Source organism: Paraburkholderia terricola (assembly GCF_003330825.1).
In the GTDB taxonomy this organism is placed as follows: domain Bacteria; phylum Pseudomonadota; class Gammaproteobacteria; order Burkholderiales; family Burkholderiaceae; genus Paraburkholderia; species Paraburkholderia terricola.
Genome location: NZ_CP024942.1, coordinates 143,095 through 164,846 on the forward strand (window position 1 = coordinate 143,095; position 21,752 = coordinate 164,846).

Annotated in this window: 14 protein-coding genes, 2 tRNA genes, 3 rRNA genes and 1 pseudogene; 5 read left to right on the forward strand and 15 right to left on the reverse strand. The window is 60.1% G+C overall.

All coding sequences use genetic code 11. The features are described 5' to 3' along the window. Window positions 1–3: 3 nt before the first annotated feature. The 5 genes from yjfF to CUJ90_RS19075 all read right to left on the reverse strand — a co-directional run bounded on the left by yjfF (window position 4) and on the right by CUJ90_RS19075 (window position 5,835). Entirely contained in the window at window positions 4–1,104 is a 1,101-nt protein-coding gene (gene yjfF / locus CUJ90_RS19055) for a galactofuranose ABC transporter, permease protein YjfF (RefSeq protein WP_073431929.1), read from the reverse strand. Beyond that, window positions 1,101–2,132 carry an ABC transporter permease gene (locus tag CUJ90_RS19060; protein WP_114163670.1) on the reverse strand — a complete coding sequence of 344 codons (1,032 nt, stop codon included), beginning with the start codon at window positions 2,130–2,132 and terminating at the stop codon, window positions 1,101–1,103. The genes yjfF and CUJ90_RS19060 overlap by 4 nt, the downstream gene beginning before the upstream one ends. Further along, window positions 2,129–3,733: a sugar ABC transporter ATP-binding protein gene (locus CUJ90_RS19065; RefSeq protein ID WP_114163671.1), complete on the reverse strand. Its 1,605-nt coding sequence runs from the start codon at window positions 3,731–3,733 to the stop codon at window positions 2,129–2,131. Before CUJ90_RS19065 ends, CUJ90_RS19060 begins: the two co-directional genes overlap by 4 nt. Window positions 3,734–3,947: 214 nt before the next feature. Further along, complete coding sequence (locus tag CUJ90_RS19070; protein WP_227470935.1) at window positions 3,948–4,874, reverse strand: ABC transporter substrate-binding protein; 927 nt, start codon at window positions 4,872–4,874, stop codon at window positions 3,948–3,950. A 355-nt stretch (window positions 4,875–5,229) separates the two neighbouring features. Beyond that, window positions 5,230–5,835, reverse strand: coding sequence for an alpha-ketoglutarate-dependent dioxygenase AlkB family protein (locus tag CUJ90_RS19075; RefSeq protein WP_114163672.1), 606 nt, complete (start codon window positions 5,833–5,835; stop codon window positions 5,230–5,232). Between the two features lie 81 nt (window positions 5,836–5,916). On the opposite strand from CUJ90_RS19075, the pseudogene CUJ90_RS19080 reads away from it, so the two are divergent. Then, a pseudogene (locus tag CUJ90_RS19080) lies at window positions 5,917–6,054 on the forward strand (malonic semialdehyde reductase); the annotation flags it as partial. Window positions 6,055–6,176: 122 nt separating this feature from the next. Here CUJ90_RS19080 and CUJ90_RS19085 read toward each other — a convergent pair. Further along, window positions 6,177–6,506: a hypothetical protein gene (locus tag CUJ90_RS19085; protein ID WP_114164659.1), complete on the reverse strand. Its 330-nt coding sequence runs from the start codon at window positions 6,504–6,506 to the stop codon at window positions 6,177–6,179. Between the two features lie 359 nt (window positions 6,507–6,865). On the opposite strand from CUJ90_RS19085, the gene CUJ90_RS19090 reads away from it, so the two are divergent. Continuing rightward, window positions 6,866–8,029 carry a metallophosphoesterase gene (locus CUJ90_RS19090; RefSeq protein ID WP_114163673.1) on the forward strand — a complete coding sequence of 388 codons (1,164 nt, stop codon included), beginning with the start codon at window positions 6,866–6,868 and terminating at the stop codon, window positions 8,027–8,029. A gap of 139 nt (window positions 8,030–8,168) precedes the next feature. Here CUJ90_RS19090 and CUJ90_RS19095 read toward each other — a convergent pair whose 3' ends face one another. Continuing rightward, window positions 8,169–8,690 carry a hypothetical protein gene (locus CUJ90_RS19095; RefSeq protein WP_114163674.1) on the reverse strand — a complete coding sequence of 174 codons (522 nt, stop codon included), beginning with the start codon at window positions 8,688–8,690 and terminating at the stop codon, window positions 8,169–8,171. Between the two features lie 684 nt (window positions 8,691–9,374). On the opposite strand from CUJ90_RS19095, the gene CUJ90_RS19100 reads away from it, so the two are divergent. Together CUJ90_RS19100 and CUJ90_RS19105 are read left to right on the forward strand one after the other, a co-directional pair. Then, the gene (locus CUJ90_RS19100; protein WP_114163675.1) at window positions 9,375–10,082 is read left to right on the forward strand and encodes an MgtC/SapB family protein; all 708 of its coding nucleotides are present in this window, start codon (window positions 9,375–9,377) and stop codon (window positions 10,080–10,082) included. Window positions 10,083–10,243: 161 nt separating this feature from the next. Further along, window positions 10,244–10,498: a GlsB/YeaQ/YmgE family stress response membrane protein gene (locus CUJ90_RS19105; protein WP_073431937.1), complete on the forward strand. Its 255-nt coding sequence runs from the start codon at window positions 10,244–10,246 to the stop codon at window positions 10,496–10,498. A 58-nt stretch (window positions 10,499–10,556) separates the two neighbouring features. On the opposite strand, the gene CUJ90_RS19110 is transcribed toward CUJ90_RS19105, so the two are convergent. From CUJ90_RS19110 to CUJ90_RS19120, 3 genes are all read right to left on the reverse strand, one after another. Continuing rightward, complete coding sequence (locus CUJ90_RS19110) at window positions 10,557–12,071, reverse strand: acetyl-CoA hydrolase/transferase family protein (RefSeq protein WP_114163676.1); 1,515 nt, start codon at window positions 12,069–12,071, stop codon at window positions 10,557–10,559. Between the two features lie 191 nt (window positions 12,072–12,262). Continuing rightward, on the reverse strand, window positions 12,263–12,478 hold the full coding sequence (locus CUJ90_RS19115) for a hypothetical protein (RefSeq protein ID WP_114163677.1): 216 nt from the start codon (window positions 12,476–12,478) through the stop codon (window positions 12,263–12,265). Between the two features lie 143 nt (window positions 12,479–12,621). Continuing rightward, complete coding sequence (locus CUJ90_RS19120) at window positions 12,622–14,790, reverse strand: FUSC family protein (protein WP_114163678.1); 2,169 nt, start codon at window positions 14,788–14,790, stop codon at window positions 12,622–12,624. Between the two features lie 199 nt (window positions 14,791–14,989). On the opposite strand from CUJ90_RS19120, the gene CUJ90_RS19125 reads away from it, so the two are divergent. Next, window positions 14,990–15,991, forward strand: a complete 1,002-nt coding sequence (locus tag CUJ90_RS19125) for a LysR family transcriptional regulator (protein ID WP_073431941.1) — start codon at window positions 14,990–14,992, stop codon at window positions 15,989–15,991. A gap of 208 nt (window positions 15,992–16,199) precedes the next feature. Here the strand turns inward: CUJ90_RS19125 and rrf are convergent. The 5 genes from rrf to CUJ90_RS19150 all read right to left on the reverse strand — a co-directional run bounded on the left by rrf (window position 16,200) and on the right by CUJ90_RS19150 (window position 21,474). Beyond that, window positions 16,200–16,313: ribosomal RNA gene (rrf, locus tag CUJ90_RS19130) — 5S ribosomal RNA — on the reverse strand. Window positions 16,314–16,480: 167 nt separating this feature from the next. Then, window positions 16,481–19,361, reverse strand: a 23S ribosomal RNA gene (locus CUJ90_RS19135). Between the two features lie 309 nt (window positions 19,362–19,670). Further along, window positions 19,671–19,746, reverse strand: a tRNA-Ala gene (locus CUJ90_RS19140). Window positions 19,747–19,799: 53 nt separating this feature from the next. Next, window positions 19,800–19,876 (reverse strand) — tRNA-Ile (locus CUJ90_RS19145). 65 nt (window positions 19,877–19,941) lie between these two features. Beyond that, window positions 19,942–21,474: ribosomal RNA gene (locus tag CUJ90_RS19150) — 16S ribosomal RNA — on the reverse strand. The 16S, 23S and 5S rRNA genes sit together here with 2 tRNA genes alongside, the layout of an rRNA operon. Window positions 21,475–21,752 lie beyond the last annotated feature (278 nt).

The following is a 21,752-nucleotide window of genomic DNA, read 5'->3' on the forward strand; positions in this document are numbered from 1 at the left end:
GCGCTATAAAGCCTGTTCCGGCGCGCGTCCGATCGTTTGCGAATCCGCCGCCGCACCCGCATCGCTGCGCGCGCGCTCACGCCCCGGCGTCACCACCGCGCCGCTTCCGCCCGGACGCCCCACCGATTTCGCATGCCGCTCGATCAGCCGTTGCAACAGACAGAACGCGCAGAGCAAGGCGCCGATCACGATGCGCGTCCACCATGAACTGAGCGTGCCGTCGAACGTGATCAAGGTCTGGATCGTGCCGAGAATGCCGACCCCGAACAGCGACCCGAGCACATAGCCGACGCCGCCCGTCAGCAGCGTGCCGCCGATCACCGTCGCGGCGATCGCGTCGAGTTCCATGCCCTGCCCTTGCAAACCGTAACCGGACAGCACGTAGAAGGTGAAGACCGCGCCGCCGAGCGCCGAGCAGAAGCCGCTCAACGCATACACGCCGATCCGCGTGTGCGCGACCGGCAAGCCCATCAGCAGCGCCGAGCGCGCGTTGCCGCCGACCGCATACACGTTGCGGCCGAAGCGTGTGAAATGCGCGATATAAATCGCCGCAAGCAGCGTGATAAAGGCGATCAACACATTCGCGGTGACGGAACCGATACCGATGTCGAGGCGAAACGCCGAGATCGCGTGAAAGGTCGGATCGTTGATGGTGATCGACTGCGTCGTGATCAGAAAGCACAGGCCGCGCGCGAAGAACATGCCGGCCAGCGTGACGATGAACGCCTGCAGGCGGAAGAAGTGAATCAGCGCGCCCTGCACCGCGCCGAACACGGTGCCCATCAGCAGCACGGCCGGCACGATCAGCCAGACCGGCCAATGCATGTGTTCGGACAGCACCGCCTCGACAATCGTGGTTAGCGCGACGATCGAGCCGACCGAGAGGTCGATCCCGCCCGAGACGATCACGAACGTCATGCCGATCGCGACGATCAGCAGAAACGCGTTGTCGACCAGCAGATCGAGCAGCACTTGCCACGAGAAAAAGCCGGTGTACATCACCGAGCCGAAACCGAACAGCGCGCAGAACAGCAGGATCGTGACGGCGATCGGCAACGTGCGCGGATCGACGATACGGGCGCATGCTTCGAGGAGTCGTCTCATCGGGCCACCCCGCGCTGCGTGAAGAGCGACATGGCGATCGAGCGCGCCGCCGGCGACTGGATCACGCTCACCGTGAGCACGACGGCCGCCTTCACGACGAGCGTCGCTTCCGGCGGCACGCCGATCGAATAAGTGGTGTAGGTGAGCGTCTGGATGATCAGCGCGCCGAGCACCGTGCCCGCGAGACTGAAGCGGCCGCCGAGCAGCGACGTGCCGCCGAGCGTCACCGCGAGGATCGCGTCGAGTTCGAGCAGCAGGCCGGCGTTATTGCCGTCGGCGCTGCGCACGTTCGAGCTGATGAGAATGCCCGCCATCGCGGCGGTCAATCCCGAGAAACCGTACACCGCGAAGACGAGGGCTTTCGAGCGCAGTCCGACGAGACGCGTCGCGACCGGATTCACGCCGATCGCTCGAATGAAGAGCCCGAGCGCGGTGCCTTCGACGAGCGCCGCGGTGGCGAGCACGGCCACCGTCGCGATCCACACCGAACATGGCACACCAAGCCAGTAACCGCCGCCCACGAACAGATAGCCGGGCGCGCCGATCGGAATGATCTGCCCCGCCGTCAGCAATTGCGCGATGCCGCGGCCGGCCACCATCAGAATCAACGTCGCGATGATCGGCTGCATGCCGACGAACGACACCAGCAAGCCGTTCCACATGCCGCTCAGTACGCCGACGATCAACGCCGCCACCAGGGCTTGCGCGATCAGTCCGCCGCTCGGCACGGGCTGCGTCGCGAGTATCGTCGCGGCGGCGGCGCCCGCGATCGCCACCACCGCGCCGACCGAAATGTCGATGCCGCGCGTGGCGATCACGAGCGTCATGCCGGTCGCGACGAGCACGAGCGGCGCGGCGCGATTCAGCACGTCGATCGGCGCGCCGAACAGATGGCCGTCGAGCATCCGCAGCGACAGAAAATGCGGGTTCACCCACAGGTTCAGGCCGCACAGCAACGCGAGCGTGACGCACGGCCAGATCAATGCGCGCTCGGCGCCGTCGCGCACGAACCAGTTCGATAGCTTCATTCGCCGCTCCCCGCGATGAGTCGGTAGATGTTGTCTTCGTTCGAAGCCTTGCCGGCCACTTCGGCGATCTTGCGGCGGTCGCGCAACACCGCCACGCGATGGCTGACCCGCACCACCTCGCTGATCTCGGACGAGATGAACAGAATGCTCAAGCCGTTCGCGCACAGCGCCAGCAGGCGGTCCATGATGTCGAACTTGGCCGCGACGTCGATGCCGCGCGTGGGTTCATCGAGAATCAGCAGCTTCGGATCGGTGGCGAGCCAGCGCGCAAGCAGTGCTTTTTGCTGGTTGCCGCCGGAGAGCAGCCCGATCGGCTGCTCGGCGTCCGAGGCCTTGATGCCGAGCCGCTCGATCCACAGATCGGCCAGTTCGCGCGCGCGTTGACGGCTGATCTTGCGCCACCATCCGCGTCTTGCCTGCAAGGCCAGCAGGATGTTCTCGCGGATCGAGAGTTCGGCGACGATGCCTTCTTTCTTGCGATCTTCCGCGCAGTAGCTGATGCCGTGATGCACCGCGTCGCGCGGCGAACGCAAGCGCACCGGCCGGCCTTCGACGAGGATCGTGCCGCTATCGGCGCGGTCCGCGCCGAACAGCAGCCGCGCGGTTTCGGTGCGGCCCGAGCCGAGCAATCCGGCGAGGCCGAGAATCTGCCCCGGCTGCACGTCGAGGTCGAGCGGCTGCATGGTGCCGCGCCGGCCCACGCCGCGCAATTCGACGAATGGCTGAACAGCTTCCTTGCCATGCTGATATTCGTGCGGATCGCGGCCTTCATGCGCGGCTTCACGCAGGCGCGCGCTCATGCGCTCGTGGCCGACCATCTTCGAGACGAGTTGATCGGCCGGCAAATCGCGCGCGAGATATTCGCCTTCACGCTCGCCGTTGCGCATCACCGTGATGCGATCGGAAATGGCATACGTCTGCTCGATGAAGTGCGTGACGAACAGAATCGCAATGCCGGATTTCTTGAGATGGCGAAGGATTTTGAACAACTGCGCGACTTCGCTGTCGTCGAGGCTCGAGGTCGGCTCGTCGAGGATCAACACGCGCGCATCGACCGACAGCGCTCGCGCGATCGCCACCATCTGCTGCACGGCGATCGGATAAGCGTCGAGCGAGCGCGTGACGTCGAGCGATACGTCGAGACGCGCGAGCGCGGCCTGCGCGCGGCGCTTGATGTCGGGCCAGTCGATCGCGCCGAAGCGGCGCGGCTGCCGGCCCGCGAAAATGTTCTCCGCGACCGACAGGTTCGGGCACAGGTTCACTTCCTGATACAGCGTGCGCACGCCGGCCGCCTCGGCTTCCTGCGGCGAGGCGAACGCCACGGTCTCGCCGCCCAGGCGGATCGTGCCAGCATCAGGCGCAACCACGCCGGTCAGCACGTTGATCAGCGTGGACTTGCCGGCGCCGTTCTGGCCCATCAGCGTGTGGATTTCGCCGGGGAACAGGCGGAAATCGACCTGCTGTAGCGCCTTCACGCCAGGAAACGTCTTGCTGACGCCGGCGGTGGCAAGAATGGGCTCGTGTGCGTTCGCGGCGCCATCGGCAATGGTTGCGATAGCGCCGACGGCCGGCGGATTGGGTTCAGAAGCGCGATGCGTCATAGACCTCGCTCGATCGGCGGTGCGTTGGTGCGTTGCTTCGGTGGCTCTGGCGAAACTCGAAGGCACTCAGCGGACACCGCGGAAAAGAGACCGCCCGCTGCCCAAGCAGACGGGCGGTCAGGCACCGCTGGAGAAACTGCTACACCTGTCCGTACTGCGCTTTCGTGCTGAGTTCGTGCGCCGCTTTTTGGTCAGCAAGCCTCGGTACTGTGCGTCAGTACTTGCGCGTCGGCAATGTCTGCGCCGCGACGCTCATCGGAAAGACGGTTTCTTCCGTGAGAATGCGCTTGGGCAGCGGCTTGCCGGCCACGACGTCCTTCACCGCCGACATCAACTGCGGCCCGAGCAGCGGACTGCATTCCACGTCGACGTTCATCTTGCCGGCGGCCATCGCCTGGAAGCCGCCCTTGGTCGCATCGAAAGAGACGACGATCACGTCCTTGCCCGGATGCATGCCGGCTTCTTCCATTGCCTGGATCGCGCCGAGCGCCATATCGTCGTTATGCGCATAAACTACGTTTATTTTATTCCCATAGGTTTTTATAAACGCCTCCATGACCTGCTTTCCGCCGGCCAACGTGAAGTCGCCGCTTTGGGACGCGATGATCTTGAACTTGGGATCGCTCTTGATTACTTCGATCAGGCCGGCGTGCCGGTCATTGGCGGGCGCGGAGCCAACCGTTCCCTGAAGTTCCGCGATATTGACCGTGTTCTTTTCGTTCTTGTAGTGGTCCGCAAGCCACTTGCCGCCGCGCCGCCCTTCTTCCAGAAAGTCGGAGCCGATCATCGTCACGTAAAGCGAGGTGTCTTTCACGTCGACGTTGCGGTCGGTCAGGATCACCGGAATCTTTGCGGCTTTAGCCTCGCGCAGCACCGGCTCCCAGCCCGATTCCACAACCGGCGAGAACGCGATGACGTCGACTTTCTGCGCGATGTAGGAGCGGATCGCCTTGATCTGGTTTTCCTGCTTTTGCTGGGCGTCGGAGAATTTGAGCTTGATTTTCGCTTCAGTGGCGGCGGATTTCACCGACTCGGTGTTCGCCGTGCGCCATGCGCTTTCGGCGCCGACCTGGGCGAAGCCGAGCGTGATCTGTTTGTCCTGCGCGTAGGCGCCCGGTGCTGCCAGCGTCAGCGCGCCCATGCCCGCGCACAATGCGAGCGCGCCCAACGCACGACATGCGGCGCGTCGTGTATTCGCCATGACTGTCTCCTGATCGTTGTTGTGTAGGCGACCCAGCGAAACCGCCCAGCGCTTGCGGCTTTCACGGTGCGTGGATCGTGATGTAGCGTAGTGTGCGGCGCGTTAACCGTCCAATCATATGATTCGCGCCGACGATATCAATTCTGGTATAGCGGACGGTGTCGGTTGTCGCGTGGCCGTGTGTCGACCTCCGCGTCGAGGATGTCGGCGGCGCCTGGTCCGCGTTCCGGCTGACGGGCTTTTTATGCGCTTACGTGCCGATGGCGCGCTGCCGGGCTGACCGGTTCACGACGGTCTACCGCGTTACCGCACGCGGCGTGACCCAACGAAACGTCAGATTGATTCGTTCGCCCGTGACATCAGACTCCTTAGGCACCCGATGCCGCCATTCGGCCTGCGTGTCGCCTTTCATCACCAGCAAACTGCCGCCTTTGAGCGAAAACGACTTCGTCACGCCGGTTTCGTTGTGGCGCAAATCGAAGGTGCGCGCCACGCCGAGGCTCACCGACGCGATCACCGGCCGGGCGCCGAGTTCAGGCTCGCGGTCCGCGTGCCAGCCCATGCTGTCGGCGCCGCTGCGGTAGCGGTTGACCAGCACGCTGTTGAAACGGGCGTTGCAGGCGGCTTCGGCGGCGGCCTTCAGTTCGGCGACGGTCGGCGTCCAGGGTTGCGGCACGTTGCGGATACCCGAGTAGACGTAGACCGCGTCCGGCTCCCCTTGCCAGGCGGTCAAACGCGGCAGCGGCACGCGGCCGGCGGGCGTACCCATCATGTCCTGGCGCCATTCGACTTCGCCGACAAGCCGCGTCAAAGTCCGCTGCGCCGCCGCGGGCGTCAGCCAGTCGGGATACCAGTCGACGTCGGGCGCCGGCAGGCGATGATCATCAAAGAGATCCATCATGAGATTGGGCTGAGTGCGGCCGCACGCGCGATGCGTGCCGGGAGAAAAGGTGTGGCTATTATGGCGGCAGCGACAGAGCGGCTCACGGTGATCGTCGGGAAGGAGATGGCGTTTGATAACCAACTGCCGAAGCTGTTTCCGCATGCCGACGCGTGCAGTTGGTTCGCCGGAAACAATAGGGCTATCGCGGAGACGACATTTCGCGATTCAACGCTGCAGTGCGACCCAATATCCTGGCCGCCCGTGCGCCCGGCATCCGGCGAAACTATTGCCGCGCAACGCGCGCTGTTCGTTCGACGAACCGCGCGTATCGTCTGATGGACCGGAACTCATCCACGCGATCAGGTGAAGACGGCGACGTAAAACACCACTGCGCCGATCACGGCGCCGATAAAGCAGAAGCCCTCCTCGGTATCCTCGCCATTCGAACGCAACCACCCGCCGACCACCCCGAACAACCCTGCGATGCCGAGCGCGACGCACACCATCACGATGTAGAAGAGCGCGGTTTTGCCCAGTTCGGAAAAGTCGATGTTGCGCACGCCGACGTACAGGCTGACCGCCATCAGCGAGAAGACCACCAGCGGCAGCATCACATGGCTGCCCTCGTACCCGACATGATGCGCGTGGTGCGCGGGCGGTAACTGATTGCCTGATCTGAGCAGTTTCATGATGCCCCCTGCCTCGCCTTTACCGGCGATAAAACGAACCGCGATCCGGCCGCGGCGGCCCTGATGCAAGCCGGTTCATTTTGAGAATAGTCTACGCACGGACACGATTCAAAGCCCATTTAATTATGGCTCCAAGCACCGCCGGGCGGGCCTTGCGTCGCGGTCTTGATGCTGCGATGCAGTAGCCGGGGCGGCCGCCCAAGGCGGGTTCCATAACTTGGCGAGCAAGTTTGGTGCCGCCCGGCGCGCAGTGGCACATGCCGGTAGAATGGTTCACCCCGTTCGCTAACGCGGCATCGCAGTCTCCGAGTCGCCCAAGGTTCAGTTCGTCTCGGACCCTTCCCGCCCTTATCTTCCCTATGCGCCGCTCATCGTTTCTTGTCCGCATCATCCTCATTGGCATCCTGCTGCATATTTATGTCGGCTTCCGTCTGATTCCAGACATGCCGATCGATACTGTCGGTCGAGGGCTTTGCGCGCTGTGGCTCGTGCTGTCGATCTTTCTGATTCCGCTCGGCATGCTGGCGCGCACCATCAAACGGCAGCCGCTCGGCGACCGGCTCGCATGGGTCGGCCTGCTGGCGATGGGTTTTTTCTCGTCTTTGCTGGTGCTGACTTTTTTGCGCGACGTGGTTCTCGCGTCGCTGCTCACCATCGATGCAATCTGGCCGCGCGCCGTGGCAATGGGAATCTGGCGGACCGGTTCGGCGGCAGCGGTGCCTTTGACTGCGCTGCTTTCGACGCTCGTCGGTCTCGTCAACGCGCGCCGGCGCGCCAGAGTGGTGACGATCGAAGTGCCGATCGACGATTTACCGCCCGCGCTGGACGGCTTCACGATTGTTCAGATCAGCGATATCCACGTCGGCCCGACCATCAAACGCCATTACGTGGACGCCATCGTCAATGCGGTGAACCGTCTCGAGCCCGATCTGATTGCCGTGACCGGCGATATCGTGGACGGCAGCGTGCCGCAATTGAGGAACCACACGCAGCCGCTCTCGCGGTTGAGCGCGCGTCACGGCGCTTTTCTCGTTACCGGCAACCACGAGTATTACGCCGGCGCAAATGCATGGATCGACGAATTCCGACGCCTCGGATTGATCGTGCTGCTCAACGAACACGTGATCGTGGACCACGACGGCGCGCGCGCCGTGATTGCCGGCGTGACCGATTATTCGGCGGGTCATCATGACCCGTTGCATCGTAGCGACCCTGTCGCCGCGCTTGCCGGCGCGCCTGGCGACGTGCTGATCAAGGTGCTGCTCGCCCATCAGCCGCGCTCCGCTGAGGCGGCCGCGGCCGCCGGTTTCACGCTGCAGCTATCCGGCCACACGCACGGCGGTCAGTTCTTTCCGTGGAATTTCTTTGTGAGATTTCAACAGCCGTTCACAGCCGGCCTCGCACGCCTGAATGGACTGTGGGTGTACACGAGCCGTGGCACAGGGTATTGGGGACCGCCGAAGCGTCTCGGCGCGCCGTCTGAAATCACACGGTTGCGCCTTGTGCCTGGCGAGCCCGATTAAGGCATCCAAATAAAGCGAAACGCAGGCGCCGTCATGAAACGGCGCCTGCGTTGTATTGGACTGACTGCATGACAGGAGCGCGGACGTCGGCAATGACATCCGCTTCCAAGGCGCCAACGTGCAGCGTCCGTTAGCCTGACTATTGCGCGGGCACGACGGCCACGCTGGCTTGCGGCGCGAACGCTACCGACACCTGCATACCGGGAGTCACATTGGCGAGTGTTGCCGGCTCGCGGCCCTTGATATGAAACACGGCGTTATTCGGACCCTTCAGGGCCAGGATGCCCGACGCGTGGTCGACGGTCTGGATCTCGGCGGTGACGTTCCCGGCGGTGTTGGACTGAACGACCGGCGTAGCAGCACCTTGACCGGCACCACGGGTAACGCTGATCACGGCGTTGCGCACCATGCGGACGTGGACCTTGCCGCCCTGCTTGATCTGCGTAAGGTCGCGCGAGTCGGTGACATTGAACGAAGCCTGGCTGCCGCGAGCATCGCGCACGGTGACCGAATGTTTCGCCATGTCTACCGATGTCACGACGCCTTCCGCCTGCAGCGTGCTGCTACCTTCGAACGGCGCGGGCAGACCTGCGGCAAACGACATGAGCGGAGCGGCAGCAATCAACGCGCCGGCGATGATGCGACGAGCTTGAACTTTCATACTTTCCTCAACTGGGGTAAACGGCTAAAACGGACGACGTCGAGCGAATCCTGGATCAAGACCTTCCGCACAATGCTCGAGCAAAGCCGCTAGAAGTGAAACGTGGATTGAGCGCTGCGAGAGTGCTAAAAGCGCGCGACGTATTTGGAAATGTGCGAACAGTGTGGCTTCCGGGATGAGGTCGGTCAATATTCGGAGTCCCCATTTACGCGGTGATAGTTCCAGATTTTCACTGGAAGTTTCCACAACAGGACATGGGTTCGCCAGCACTGTGTGCTTTATCCCGGCTTGACTTACCTTTGCAGAGCCGCCTAAAATTCGCCCACTTCATTTAGCCGGAATCACGATCTTGGACAGTAGCAGTACTACCAGTCGAGCTTCGATTCACCCGATCGCCTGATCGGCAAGATTTCCGCGTCAGCTTTCCTGTCTGTCGCCGTCTTGCCTCCGGGCTCGACGGTGCGCGTCGTCTCTTTACTTTTCACAGCCTTTTATCGCGCTTCTCCGCGTGTGAAGCGCCGCATGGTTCGATGCCATCCGATTGCTCCGCGACGTTCAGCGCCGCCGCGAGCCCCGCTCGCGTTCTCGTCATGCCTGACCGCATCCGCGTTTCGTCGGCGATTCGCGCTGCTGTCATGCGTAGGGCTCACACTGCGCGGATATGCGCCACAAGCTTTCTTACCGATGACAATTGAATTCGTCTTGCGGCTCCTTGCCGCCTTCGCCTGCGGCGTGGCAATCGGCCTCGAACGGCAGATGCGTCAGCGCAACGCCGGCCTGCGCACGATCACACTCGTCGCGAGCGGCGCGTGCCTGTTCGTCACCCTCGGCGTACTGACCGGCAACGGCACCACCGGCATCACCCAGATCGCCGCGTATGTCGTATCCGGCGTCGGCTTTCTCGGCGGCGGCGTGATCATGCGCGACAAGGGTTCCATTCAGGGCATCAATACCGCGGCGACCTTGTGGTGTTCGGCGGCGGTCGGCGTGTTATGCGGTGCGGGCCATTACGGCCCCGCGATCGCCGGCACCGCGGTTGTGCTGCTCACCAATACGGTGCTGCGTGAAGTGAGCCGCACCATCAACGCGGCGCCGGTTTCCAACGCGGACCTGATTCGCGAGTACGTGCTGACGATCGTCTGCCGGGAAACCGACGAGATTCACATTCGCACCGCCGTGTCCAACTCGATGTATTCGGCGCCATTGTCGTTCCAGAGCCTGACCAGCGAGGACGTGGAAGGCGATACCGGACGTATCCGTGTCACGGCGACACTGAAGCTGCATCCCAAGGACCAGCCGAAGCTCGAACAGATGGCAAGCCGCATCAGTATGGAAAAAAGCGTATCGAGCGTCAGTTGGACGGCCAGAGAAGCGGAGCCGACGCCGGAATAATGCGCCGTGAGCAAGTGCCGCTTATGCGGGCGCATCGTCTACACTTAGTCGCAATACATTCAGACAATGTTAATTTACCGTCCTGAATATGGACTGCCGCATGACCATCGACTAAGCTCTGTCACCGTGAATTTTTCACACTCAACCAAGGAGTCTCGATTATGGAACACGGCATCATTGCATGGCTCATCATCGGCGCGATCGCCGGCTGGCTGGCCGGCGTGCTCGTCAAGGGCGGCGGCTTCGGCTTGATCGTCGACATCATCGTCGGGATTGTCGGCGCGTTCATCGGCGGGTGGCTTGCCGGTGTGCTGCATATCTCGCTTGGCAGCGGCTGGATCGGCTCGATCATTACTGCTGTCATCGGCGCGGTCATTCTGCTGTTTCTTATCCGCCTCGTCCGCCGAGGTGGTTGAGGGTCGCATTTGATGTCTTCCGGCGTCAGGGGCGAAGGCCGCCTGACGTCGGTTTCGACTAGAGAAGCACGTCCTCAGCCGGCAACATCGAGCCGGTGTCACGCAGCCGCGTATGCCAGTTGAAAGCCTGGTCCAGTCGATGCGGCGTTTGTCCTCCCCATTGCAAGGCGTCCCGATAATAGTCGCGCAACAGATCGCGATACAGCGGATGCGCACAGTTTTCGATGATCAGCGTGGCGCGCTCGCGCGGCGCCAGCCCGCGCAGATCGGCCAAGCCCTGCTCCGTCACGACCACGTCCACGTCATGTTCGTTGTGGTCGCAATGCGGCACCATCGGCACGACGCTCGAAATGCGGCCGCTCCTCGCCATCGATTTGGTTGCGAAGATCGCGCAAGACGCATTGCGTGAAAAGTCGCCCGAGCCGCCGATGCCGTTCATCATGTGCGTGCCGCCCACATGCGTCGAATTCACGTTGCCGTAGATGTCGAATTCCAACGCGGTATTCAGCGCGATCAACCCAAGCCGCCGGATCACTTCCGGATGATTGCTGACCTCTTGTGGGCGCAATACCAGACGATCGCGATAGCGTTCGAGTTCGCCGAACACCTGCGCCTGACGCGCGGCCGACAACGTAATCGATGCGCCTGAGGCGAACGTCACCTTGCCGGCATCCATCAGGTCGAACGTCGAATCCTGCAGTACCTCCGAGTAAATTTCGAAGGGATCGAAAGGCGAGTCGGCGAAGCCCGCCAGCACCGCATTGGCGATCGTGCCGATGCCCGCCTGCAGCGGCGGCAAGCGCCGAGGCATGCGACCGCGCGACACCTCGTACTGAAAGAACTCGATGAGGTGGCCCGCGATCATCTTCGTCTCTTCATCGGCCGGCAACACCGTGGACGCACTGTCCGCCATATCGGTGATGACGATCGCCGCGATCCTGTCGAATGGAAGCTCGATGGCCGGTGTGCCGACGCGATCGTGTGGATGGACGATCGGCAACGGCTCCCGGTTCGGCCTGCGACCTGGAATCCAGATGTCGTGCAGCCCTTCGAGAGCGATCGGCTGGGCCAGATTGATTTCAACGATGATCTTCTCGGCGAGCATTGCGAAGCTCGCCGAATTGCCGACGGAAGTGGCCGGCACGATGCCGCCCGTCTCGGTGATCGCTGCCGCTTCGATAATCGCGACGTCGAGTTTGCCGAGTTGATTCGCGCGCAGCATTTCGACGGTTTCGGACAGATGCTGATCGACGAACATCACTTCGCCACGATTGATCGCATCGCGCAGGGTCTTGTCCACCTGGAAGGGCAAGCGACGCGCCAGCACGTGTGCCTCGGTCAGCATGCGATCGACGTCGTGGCCGAGCGATGCACCGGTCATCAGCGTAATGCGCAGCGGCTTGCCTTCGTTGCGCGCACGTTCGGCGAGCGCGACAGGGACGGCTTTTGCGTCGCCCGCGCGTGTAAAACCGCTGGCGCCGACGCACATGCCGTCCTGAATGAGAAGCGCCGCAGTTGCGGCGGAAGTGATTTTTCCGCGCAGCGCGGCGCAGCGAATCCGGTCTTCGTACATGAAACTGAGTCTCTCCATGGTCACCAGTTCTGGCTACCGGTGCGCACATCGGCGGCGTGCTTCGTTCAGTAGCCCGATTGTCGCAACAGGCGCGACGTCTTCCTGAGAGGGCGTCGCGGCCAGGTACTTCGTCGCGCCGTCACTTTCGCAACGGCTCTTGCAGGCACGACTTGGGTAAGGTGCGGCGCTGACTAGCTACCGAAATAGATATTGCAGAAACTCATGGGGCCGACGCACTCTTCAGCTTTAGCGGCCGGTGCGGCACGGTGGTCTTGCATGGCGGCGCTGTCGGCGCGTTGGTTATTTGCCTGGGCGGCCTTCTGTTGCGGCGTGGACGGCGCGGTTTGTGCATGAGCAACAGCAGCGGATAAAGCACAGGCAATCAGGACAATCCTCAACACTTTCATTTTTTTCTCCGGGACTTACGGTTACTGCGAGGCAGCGATGAAACTATAGAGCCGCCGTTCATGCGGATAAACGTGGCTGTCCGGAAGTGACCTTTCCATCCGGCGGAAGGATCGACGCGTGCGACCGATCACATGAGCATCGGTCAACGTGTATTGAAAGGCGCGTCCTTGTCGAGCAACGCAGTGCAGATGAAATGCAGGCAACTCAGAATGCGCTGCACGTCATGGCGTTTGTCGCGGTCGGCATGAACGGTTTGCAACACGTCTTGCGCGATCCATGTGGCCGAGCGCACCACCACGAGCGCGTGCTCCAGAGCATGCGTGTCAGGTCGCGCGAACAGCTGCGAGAGCGCGTTGCAGGTTTGCTCCAGAACGCTGTCCCAACGTCGATGAATTGTCACCGCATAGGTGGCGCGTGACGCTTCGCTGCGTAGATCGATAACGGCGTGGCCGACTTCGAGTGTCGCAAGCATCCAGCGCAACGCATCCCGGCGGCGGCGGGAGCGTCGCGTCAGCAGCATGCGCAATTGGGAGGCGAGGTCGTGTGTGCTCGACTGAAAACGCTGATTGAGCCCGGGCAGCTTGTCGTTGCATGCGAACACGACTTGCTCGCGCAGATCGCCCATGATCCTGTCGATGAGCCACGGCATATCGGCCGGACAAACCACCGCGAAAACGATTGCCGCCAACAGCATCGCGGCGCTCAGCGCCAGGCCGTTGTTGATCAGCAGATCAGGCGCATAGGTGACGACGTTGTCCGGCCCGGCCAGCAGGCAAAAGAACACGGAGAAGCCGATGCCATATCCGGCCGTGAGCTTACGCGTCGCGACGAACCCGCCGAGCGCAAGCACTGGCGCAAGCATGATGCAAAGGAGCGGAAAACCGTCGATGTTGGGATACACATAGCATGTGAAGAAGTAGCCGGTCATGGTGGCCAGCACGGCGCCGAGCGCCATCTGCACGGCTGTCTTCGAAGGATTCGGCGCGGTGGAAGTCAGAGCGCACACCAGTGCCGCGCCGATCACCGCTAGACCACCGCTCGGCCAATCGGTCGCGATCCAGAACCATCCGACGATCGACAAGACCACCGCGGACCGCACGAAAGTGAATGCGACGAGAGAGCCGTTCGTCCTGCTCACGTAGCGGCTGCCATTGCGTTGCTTGTTCTCTGGCTTGCGCCTCGCCAAAGCCGCGTAGGTTTCCGAGTAGCGAATCCATTCGTCGACGAACCGATACAGCAGTTCGGCGGCCGTGTCGAAATCCGCCAGTGGTTCGGCAGGCGCGGTTTCCAGCGGACGTCTTGTTTCGCGCACGCGCCGTGGCAGGCTTGCCTGAAAGAGCCGCAAGCGGGCTGCGACGCGCGAGGCATCGACGGTGGCGTCAGCTTGCGGCGCCAGCAACGACGATAGCTGATGGAAGTACGGCTTGATCGCGTCGATCACACGCGCCGAAGCGTTGACACGCCCACGCTTGAGCAATTGGTGCAGTGCATGCAGCCGCGCACATGCATCCATGAATTCGCCGTTCAGACGGCCTAGATGTTGGCTGCGTGAGCGCATGGCGGGATCTTCGAACGCGGCGAAAATGCGCGTCGCCTCGAAACCCACGATTTCGTCGACGAGGTTCGCAAAGCGCCGCTCGAACTGACCACGCTCGATTCCACGTCCCAGCGCGTCGGCCGCGAACGCAGTAAAATTTGTGTATCGAATTTGCAGCGCGTGCAGCAGAGCAAGACTCGAACGCTGCGGCGCGATTAACGCACTGACCGCGCTCGAGCACACAATGCCAATCGTTACTTCCGCCGCGCGTGTGAGCGCGGCCAGAAACAGGTCGTGAGGCGCGGTGACATTCGGAACGCCGATCAAGGCGGCGGTGTAACCCGCCAGCACAAAACCATACCACTTGAAATGCCGATATCGGACAGCGGCAGCGATGCAGGCGCTCACCCAGGCGACCATGCCGAACATATACAGTTCAGGCTGCTGGACGAACAGCGCACCGAGCATGAGCGCCGCGACCGTGCCCACCGCGGTGCCGAAAAGCCGATAGAAACTTTTGGCGAGAACCATGCCGCTGAACGGCTGCATCAATACGAACACCGTCGTCATTGCAATGCGCGGCTGCGGCAGATCCAGCAGCATCGCGATGCCCTGCGCCAGCAGACCCGCGGTGACCGTTTTCGACAGATGCAGCCAGATCAGACCCTCGCTGTTTGCCCAATCACGAATCGCCGCGCCGAGCATCGTTTGCGATGTGACGTTCCACTGTCGGCGGGAATCCGCAGGCGGTTCGATCGCACGTTGGCGTTTCATCGGAAAGCAATGCGCCCCGGGTTGATGCTGAAAGAAGCGCCGGCGAATGCTGCGCACACCGGCAGGCAAGGCGCCGATTGTAGGAGCGTGCGACGCACGCACTAATGGGACTGGTGCGGAAGGTCCCTTGCAGAACGAACAACAATGCGCTTGCGGGACAGGCGGACAATACGGCTTCTGCCGTGAATCAGAAGGATCGATGGATACGTTACAAAATATGCGAGTGTTCGTGCGAGTCGTGGAAGCCGGTAGTTTTACCGCCGCAGCGCAGTCGCTCAATTCAACGACCGGGGCGATGTCCCGCGCAGTCTCGGAACTCGAAGCCCATCTACGTACCAGGTTGCTAAACCGTTCGACACGGCGACTTGCCCTAACCACTGCGGGCGAGCGTTATATGGAGCGATGCCAACAAATACTCGCGGACGTCGACACGGCGGAAGAAGAGGCGAGTTGCGCGCACGAGCGTCCCAGCGGCGCATTGCGAATGCATAGCTTCGCCAGCATCGGCCAGCACTATGTGCTGCCGGCTATCTCGCGTTATCGCGCGCTTTATCCGGAGGTGACGGTGGAGCTGACGTTGTCCCAGCGTATGCCCGATCTCTTCGAAGGCAGTGCGGACGTCGCAGTGATCGGCGCCTCGAATTTGCCCAACTCGGATCTTGTCTCGCTGCCGCTCGGAACGACCTTTAGCATTTTGTGTGCATCGCCTGCTTATGTGAGGACGCATGGCTCGCCGCAACAGCCGGGCGATCTCGCGCATCACGAATGTCTGATCCTGCACACGCCAGCATTTCCGCCGCACGAATGGCTGCTCGACGGGCCAAACGGAGGCGAGATGATGGAAGTGAATGGGCCCGTGCACGTGAACATTGCGGAGTCGCTGATCGTTGCGATTCGCGAAGGGATGGGCATCGGCATGGTGCCGCTTTACGCGGCGATTTCCGGGTTGCGTGATGGAACGTTAATGCGCGTGTTGCCGGAATATACGCTGCAGAAAATGAACATTTACGCGCTGTATCCATCGCGTAAGTTCATCGATGCCAAGACGCGGACGTGGGTCGAATTTCTGCGCGCCCACCTGCCGGAAGTGATTGCACGCGACGAGGCGCTGCTTGCGGAAATCGGTCAGTTATATACCGACGATGAAGTCATGCCGGTTCGTGCCTGCGCCGTTGGCAGCGGCGATGCCGCCACGCATTGATGTGGAATTTTGCGTGCACCGCTTGCTGGGGCACTATGCTGTTAGCGCTGTTTGAAAAACAGAAGTGCCCTGGCGAGCGATGTTTATGTGCTGGTTGGTCGTTGCGAGAGAGCACGATTAGATGTTTGTTTTTAGCCCCATCTCGAATATGGCGCGTAAACGCACAAACCCCACCGGTGTGGGGTGGGGTCTGTGTTTCTGCATGGGAGCCTGACGATTACCTACTTTCACACGGGCAATCCGCACTATCATCGGCGTGGAGTCGTTTCACGGTCCTGTTCGGGATGGGAAGGGGTGGTACCGACTCGCTATGGTCATCAGGCATGACTTGTTGTCAGGTTGACGCGGGGGTCAACACGACCAATCTGGAAGAAGTAGTGTCTGGTGCATCGCACCAGGGGCAATGGGGTGGTGAGTGTATCGGGCACAACGCGGATCTCAACCGTGCGGGGCGACGCGGGGAGGCGCCACCGGAAACACACTGGTTATAGGATCAAGCCTTACGGGCAATTAGTATCAGTTAGCTCAACGCATTACTGCGCTTACACACCTGACCTATCAACGTCCTGGTCTTGAACGACCCTTCAAGGGGCTCGAAGCCCCGGGGATATCTCATCTTAAGGCGAGTTTCCCGCTTAGATGCTTTCAGCGGTTATCTCTTCCGAACATAGCTACCCGGCGATGCCACTGGCGTGACAACCGGTACACCAGAGGTTCGTCCACTCCGGTCCTCTCGTACTAGGAGCAGCCCCCTTCAAATATCCAGCGCCCACGGCAGATAGGGACCAAACTGTCTCACGACGTTTTAAACCCAGCTCACGTACCTCTTTAAATGGCGAACAGCCATACCCTTGGGACCGGCTACAGCCCCAGGATGAGATGAGCCGACATCGAGGTGCCAAACACCGCCGTCGATATGAACTCTTGGGCGGTATCAGCCTGTTATCCCCAGAGTACCTTTTATCCGTTGAGCGATGGCCCTTCCATACAGAACCACCGGATCACTATGACCTGCTTTCGCACCTGCTCGACTTGTCGGTCTCGCAGTCAAGCACGCTTATGCCATTGCACTATCAGCACGATTTCCGACCGTACCTAGCGTACCTTCGTACTCCTCCGTTACACTTTGGGAGGAGACCGCCCCAGTCAAACTGCCTACCATGCACTGTCCCCGGTCCGGATTCACGGACCAGGGTTAGAACCTCAAACAGATCAGGGTGGTATTTCAAGGATGGCTCCACGCAAACTGGCGTTCACGCTTCAAAGCCTCCCACCTATCCTACACAGACCGGTTCAAAGTCCAATGCAAAGCTACAGTAAAGGTTCATGGGGTCTTTCCGTCTAGCCGCGGGGAGATTGCATCATCACAAACACTTCAACTTCGCTGAGTCTCGGGAGGAGACAGTGTGGCCATCGTTACGCCATTCGTGCAGGTCGGAACTTACCCGACAAGGAATTTCGCTACCTTAGGACCGTTATAGTTACGGCCGCCGTTTACCGGGACTTCAATCAGGAGCTTGCACCCCATCATTTAATCTTCCGGCACCGGGCAGGCGTCACACCCTATACGTCCACTTTCGTGTTTGCAGAGTGCTGTGTTTTTATTAAACAGTCGCAGCCACCAGTTTATTGCAACCCCTTCACCCTTTGCGCGCAGGCGCATCAAGCTACAGGGGCGTACCTTATCCCGAAGTTACGGTACCAATTTGCCGAGTTCCTTCTCCCGAGTTCTCTCAAGCGCCTTAGAATACTCATCTCGCCCACCTGTGTCGGTTTGCGGTACGGTCTTGTTGAACTGAAGCTTAGAGGCTTTTCCTGGAACCACTTCCGATTGCTTCGTCACCGAAGTGACTGGCCTCACACCCTTGAATTACGCGCCCGGATTTGCCAAAGCGCCTTCTCCAATGCAAGGACCGGGACTTCCAACACCCGGACAACCTTCCGCGATCCGTCCCCCCATCGCATTCAACAATGGTGCAGGAATATTAACCTGCTTCCCATCAGCTACGCATTTCTGCCTCGCCTTAGGGGCCGACTCACCCTACGCCGATGAACGTTGCGTAGGAAACCTTGGGCTTACGGCGAGGGGGCCTTTCACCCCCTTTATCGCTACTCATGTCAGCATTCGCACTTCCGATACCTCCAGCACACTTTCCAGTGCACCTTCGCAGGCTTACGGAACGCTCTCCTACCATGCATATAAATATGCATCCGCAGCTTCGGTATATTGCTTAGCCCCGTTACATCTTCCGCGCAGGACGACTCGATCAGTGAGCTATTACGCTTTCTTTAAAGGATGGCTGCTTCTAAGCCAACCTCCTGACTGTTTTAGCCTTCCCACTTCGTTTCCCACTTAGCAATATTTGGGGACCTTAGCTGGCGGTCTGGGTTGTTTCCCTCTTGACACCGGACGTTAGCACCCGATGTCTGTCTCCCGTGATTGCACTCTTCGGTATTCGGAGTTTGCTATGGCGTAGTAATCCGCAATGGACCCCACAACCATGACAGTGCTCTACCCCCGAAGGTGATACACGAGGCACTACCTAAATAGTTTTCGGAGAGAACCAGCTATTTCCAGGTTTGTTTAGCCTTTCACCCCTATCCACAGCTCATCCCCTAACTTTTCAACGTTAGTGGGTTCGGACCTCCAGTACGTGTTACCGCACCTTCATCCTGGCCATGGATAGATCACCTGGTTTCGGGTCTACACCCAGCGACTGAATCGCCCTGTTCGGACTCGCTTTCGCTACGCCTGCCCTAATCGGTTAAGCTTGCCACTGAATGTAAGTCGCTGACCCATTATACAAAAGGTACGCCGTCACCCCTTGCGAGGCTCCGACTGTTTGTATGCATGCGGTTTCAGGATCTGTTTCACTCCCCTCCCGGGGTTCTTTTCGCCTTTCCCTCACGGTACTGGTTCACTATCGGTCGATCACGAGTATTTAGCCTTGGAGGATGGTCCCCCCATCTTCAGACAGGATTTCACGTGTCCCGCCCTACTTGTCGTACACCTAGTTCTTCCTCGCTGTTTTCGTCTACAGGGCTATCACCTGCTATGGCCGCACTTTCCAGAGCGTTCGACTAACAATGAAGATAAAGAGTACAGGCTGCTCCCATTTCGCTCGCCACTACTCTGGGAATCTCGGTTGATTTCTTTTCCTGCGGTTACTTAGATGTTTCAGTTCACCGCGTTCGCTTCACGTAGCCTATGTATTCAGCTACGGATACTCCATAAGGAGTGGGTTTCCCCATTCGGATATCGGTGGATCAAAGCTCGTTTGCCAGCTCCCCACCGCTTTTCGCAGGCTACCGCGTCCTTCATCGCCTGTGATCGCCAAGGCATCCACCACATGCACTTGTTCGCTTGACCCTATAACGAGTGTGTCTCCCGGTCCTTGCGGATCCGTTGAGCTCGCTACAGGTTGAGTATTCGTGTTGCGCCGTATTCCAGGGCAATCTTCCGATTCCCCTTTCATACATTGATACAATCACAACCCTGATTCACCTACTCGGACACCCATCTCGAGGTACCCTTTCGTGAATCTCTTTACTACTTCTTCCTGATTGTTAAAGAACGACAGCCGATATCGCAGTTGCCATAACCGCGTATCACTCTGACTGGCTCAATCGCCAATGCAAAACGCTCTGTGCCGTACACAGAACACTGCGCATTGAGGATTGGTGGAGGATGACGGGATCGAACCGACGACCCCCTGCTTGCAAAGCAGGTGCTCTCCCAGCTGAGCTAATCCCCCGGGATCATGCAGATGCGCCAGAGGGGTTGCATTCAGCACACCAGACAAGACAATGGTGGGTCTGGATGGGTTCGAACCATCGACCCCCGCCTTATCAAGACGGTGCTCTAACCAGCTGAGCTACAGACCCCTGAGTCTGCCTGATTTCACAGCCGATAAGCGTGAGCGCTCAACACTTGGACGCGTTAGCTCGAGAAAGGAGGTGATCCAGCCGCACCTTCCGATACGGCTACCTTGTTACGACTTCACCCCAGTCATGAATCCTACCGTGGTGACCGTCCTCCTTGCGGTTAGACTAGCCACTTCTGGTAAAACCCACTCCCATGGTGTGACGGGCGGTGTGTACAAGACCCGGGAACGTATTCACCGCGGCATGCTGATCCGCGATTACTAGCGATTCCAGCTTCACGCACTCGAGTTGCAGAGTGCGATCCGGACTACGATCGGTTTTCTGGGATTGGCTCCACCTCGCGGCTTGGCGACCCTCTGTTCCGACCATTGTATGACGTGTGAAGCCCTACCCATAAGGGCCATGAGGACTTGACGTCATCCCCACCTTCCTCCGGTTTGTCACCGGCAGTCTCCCTGGAGTGCTCTTGCGTAGCAACTAGGGACAAGGGTTGCGCTCGTTGCGGGACTTAACCCAACATCTCACGACACGAGCTGACGACAGCCATGCAGCACCTGTGTTACGGCTCCCTTTCGGGCACTCCCACCTCTCAGCAGGATTCCGTACATGTCAAGGGTAGGTAAGGTTTTTCGCGTTGCATCGAATTAATCCACATCATCCACCGCTTGTGCGGGTCCCCGTCAATTCCTTTGAGTTTTAATCTTGCGACCGTACTCCCCAGGCGGTCAACTTCACGCGTTAGCTACGTTACCAAGCCAATGAAGGCCCGACAACTAGTTGACATCGTTTAGGGCGTGGACTACCAGGGTATCTAATCCTGTTTGCTCCCCACGCTTTCGTGCATGAGCGTCAGTATTGGCCCAGGGGGCTGCCTTCGCCATCGGTATTCCTCCACATCTCTACGCATTTCACTGCTACACGTGGAATTCTACCCCCCTCTGCCATACTCTAGCCCGCCAGTCACAAATGCAGTTCCCAGGTTAAGCCCGGGGATTTCACATCTGTCTTAGCGGACCGCCTGCGCACGCTTTACGCCCAGTAATTCCGATTAACGCTTGCACCCTACGTATTACCGCGGCTGCTGGCACGTAGTTAGCCGGTGCTTATTCTTCCGGTACCGTCATCCCCCCGCCGTATTAGGGCAGAGGTTTTCTTTCCGGACAAAAGTGCTTTACAACCCGAAGGCCTTCTTCACACACGCGGCATTGCTGGATCAGGCTTGCGCCCATTGTCCAAAATTCCCCACTGCTGCCTCCCGTAGGAGTCTGGGCCGTGTCTCAGTCCCAGTGTGGCTGGTCGTCCTCTCAGACCAGCTACAGATCGTCGCCTTGGTAGGCCTTTACCCCACCAACTAGCTAATCTGCCATCGGCCGCCCCTGTAGCGCGAGGTCCCGAAGGAGCCCCCGCTTTCCTCCGCAGAGCGTATGCGGTATTAATCCGGCTTTCGCCGGGCTATCCCCCACTACAGGACACGTTCCGATGTATTACTCACCCGTTCGCCACTCGCCACCAGGGTTGCCCCCGTGCTGCCGTTCGACTTGCATGTGTAAGGCATGCCGCCAGCGTTCAATCTGAGCCAGGATCAAACTCTTCAGTTCAATGCCTGTTACTGTTTTTCGGTTGTTTTACCAACCGGTCGCTCACTCAACGTACTGACGAATGATCATCCTGTCTTTCAACAGGAAAACCTTCCTTTCATTACTGTGTGAGACTTGATACCTTCGCTTCCGGCAGACTCCGAAGAGTCCACCGCGCGCCGCGCACCAAGCGCCCACACTTATCGGCTGTTAGTTTTTAAAGATCGGTTACGCATTCACCACCGTCACGACGCCCACTTCAACCACCCGGCACCGCTTCGTTCTGCGTCGCTGCATCT

Excerpts from the sequence above, each read along its gene's own strand:
- CUJ90_RS19090 (WP_114163673.1), top strand. The coding sequence starts at position 6,866 with ATGCGCCGCTCATCGTTTCTTGTCCGCATCATCCTCATTGGCATCCTG.
- CUJ90_RS19065 (WP_114163671.1), bottom strand. The coding sequence starts at position 3,733 with ATGACGCATCGCGCTTCTGAACCCAATCCGCCGGCCGTCGGCGCTATC.
- yjfF (WP_073431929.1), bottom strand. The coding sequence starts at position 1,104 with ATGAGACGACTCCTCGAAGCATGCGCCCGTATCGTCGATCCGCGCACG.
- CUJ90_RS19105 (WP_073431937.1), top strand. The coding sequence starts at position 10,244 with ATGGAACACGGCATCATTGCATGGCTCATCATCGGCGCGATCGCCGGC.
- CUJ90_RS19120 (WP_114163678.1), bottom strand. The coding sequence starts at position 14,790 with ATGAAACGCCAACGTGCGATCGAACCGCCTGCGGATTCCCGCCGACAG.
- CUJ90_RS19070 (WP_227470935.1), bottom strand. The coding sequence starts at position 4,874 with ATGGGCGCGCTGACGCTGGCAGCACCGGGCGCCTACGCGCAGGACAAA.
- CUJ90_RS19125 (WP_073431941.1), top strand. The coding sequence starts at position 14,990 with ATGGATACGTTACAAAATATGCGAGTGTTCGTGCGAGTCGTGGAAGCC.
- CUJ90_RS19060 (WP_114163670.1), bottom strand. The coding sequence starts at position 2,132 with ATGAAGCTATCGAACTGGTTCGTGCGCGACGGCGCCGAGCGCGCATTG.
- CUJ90_RS19100 (WP_114163675.1), top strand. The coding sequence starts at position 9,375 with ATGACAATTGAATTCGTCTTGCGGCTCCTTGCCGCCTTCGCCTGCGGC.
- CUJ90_RS19110 (WP_114163676.1), bottom strand. The coding sequence starts at position 12,071 with ATGTACGAAGACCGGATTCGCTGCGCCGCGCTGCGCGGAAAAATCACT.
- CUJ90_RS19075 (WP_114163672.1), bottom strand. The coding sequence starts at position 5,835 with ATGATGGATCTCTTTGATGATCATCGCCTGCCGGCGCCCGACGTCGAC.
- CUJ90_RS19115 (WP_114163677.1), bottom strand. The coding sequence starts at position 12,478 with ATGAAAGTGTTGAGGATTGTCCTGATTGCCTGTGCTTTATCCGCTGCT.
- CUJ90_RS19085 (WP_114164659.1), bottom strand. The coding sequence starts at position 6,506 with ATGAAACTGCTCAGATCAGGCAATCAGTTACCGCCCGCGCACCACGCG.
- CUJ90_RS19095 (WP_114163674.1), bottom strand. The coding sequence starts at position 8,690 with ATGAAAGTTCAAGCTCGTCGCATCATCGCCGGCGCGTTGATTGCTGCC.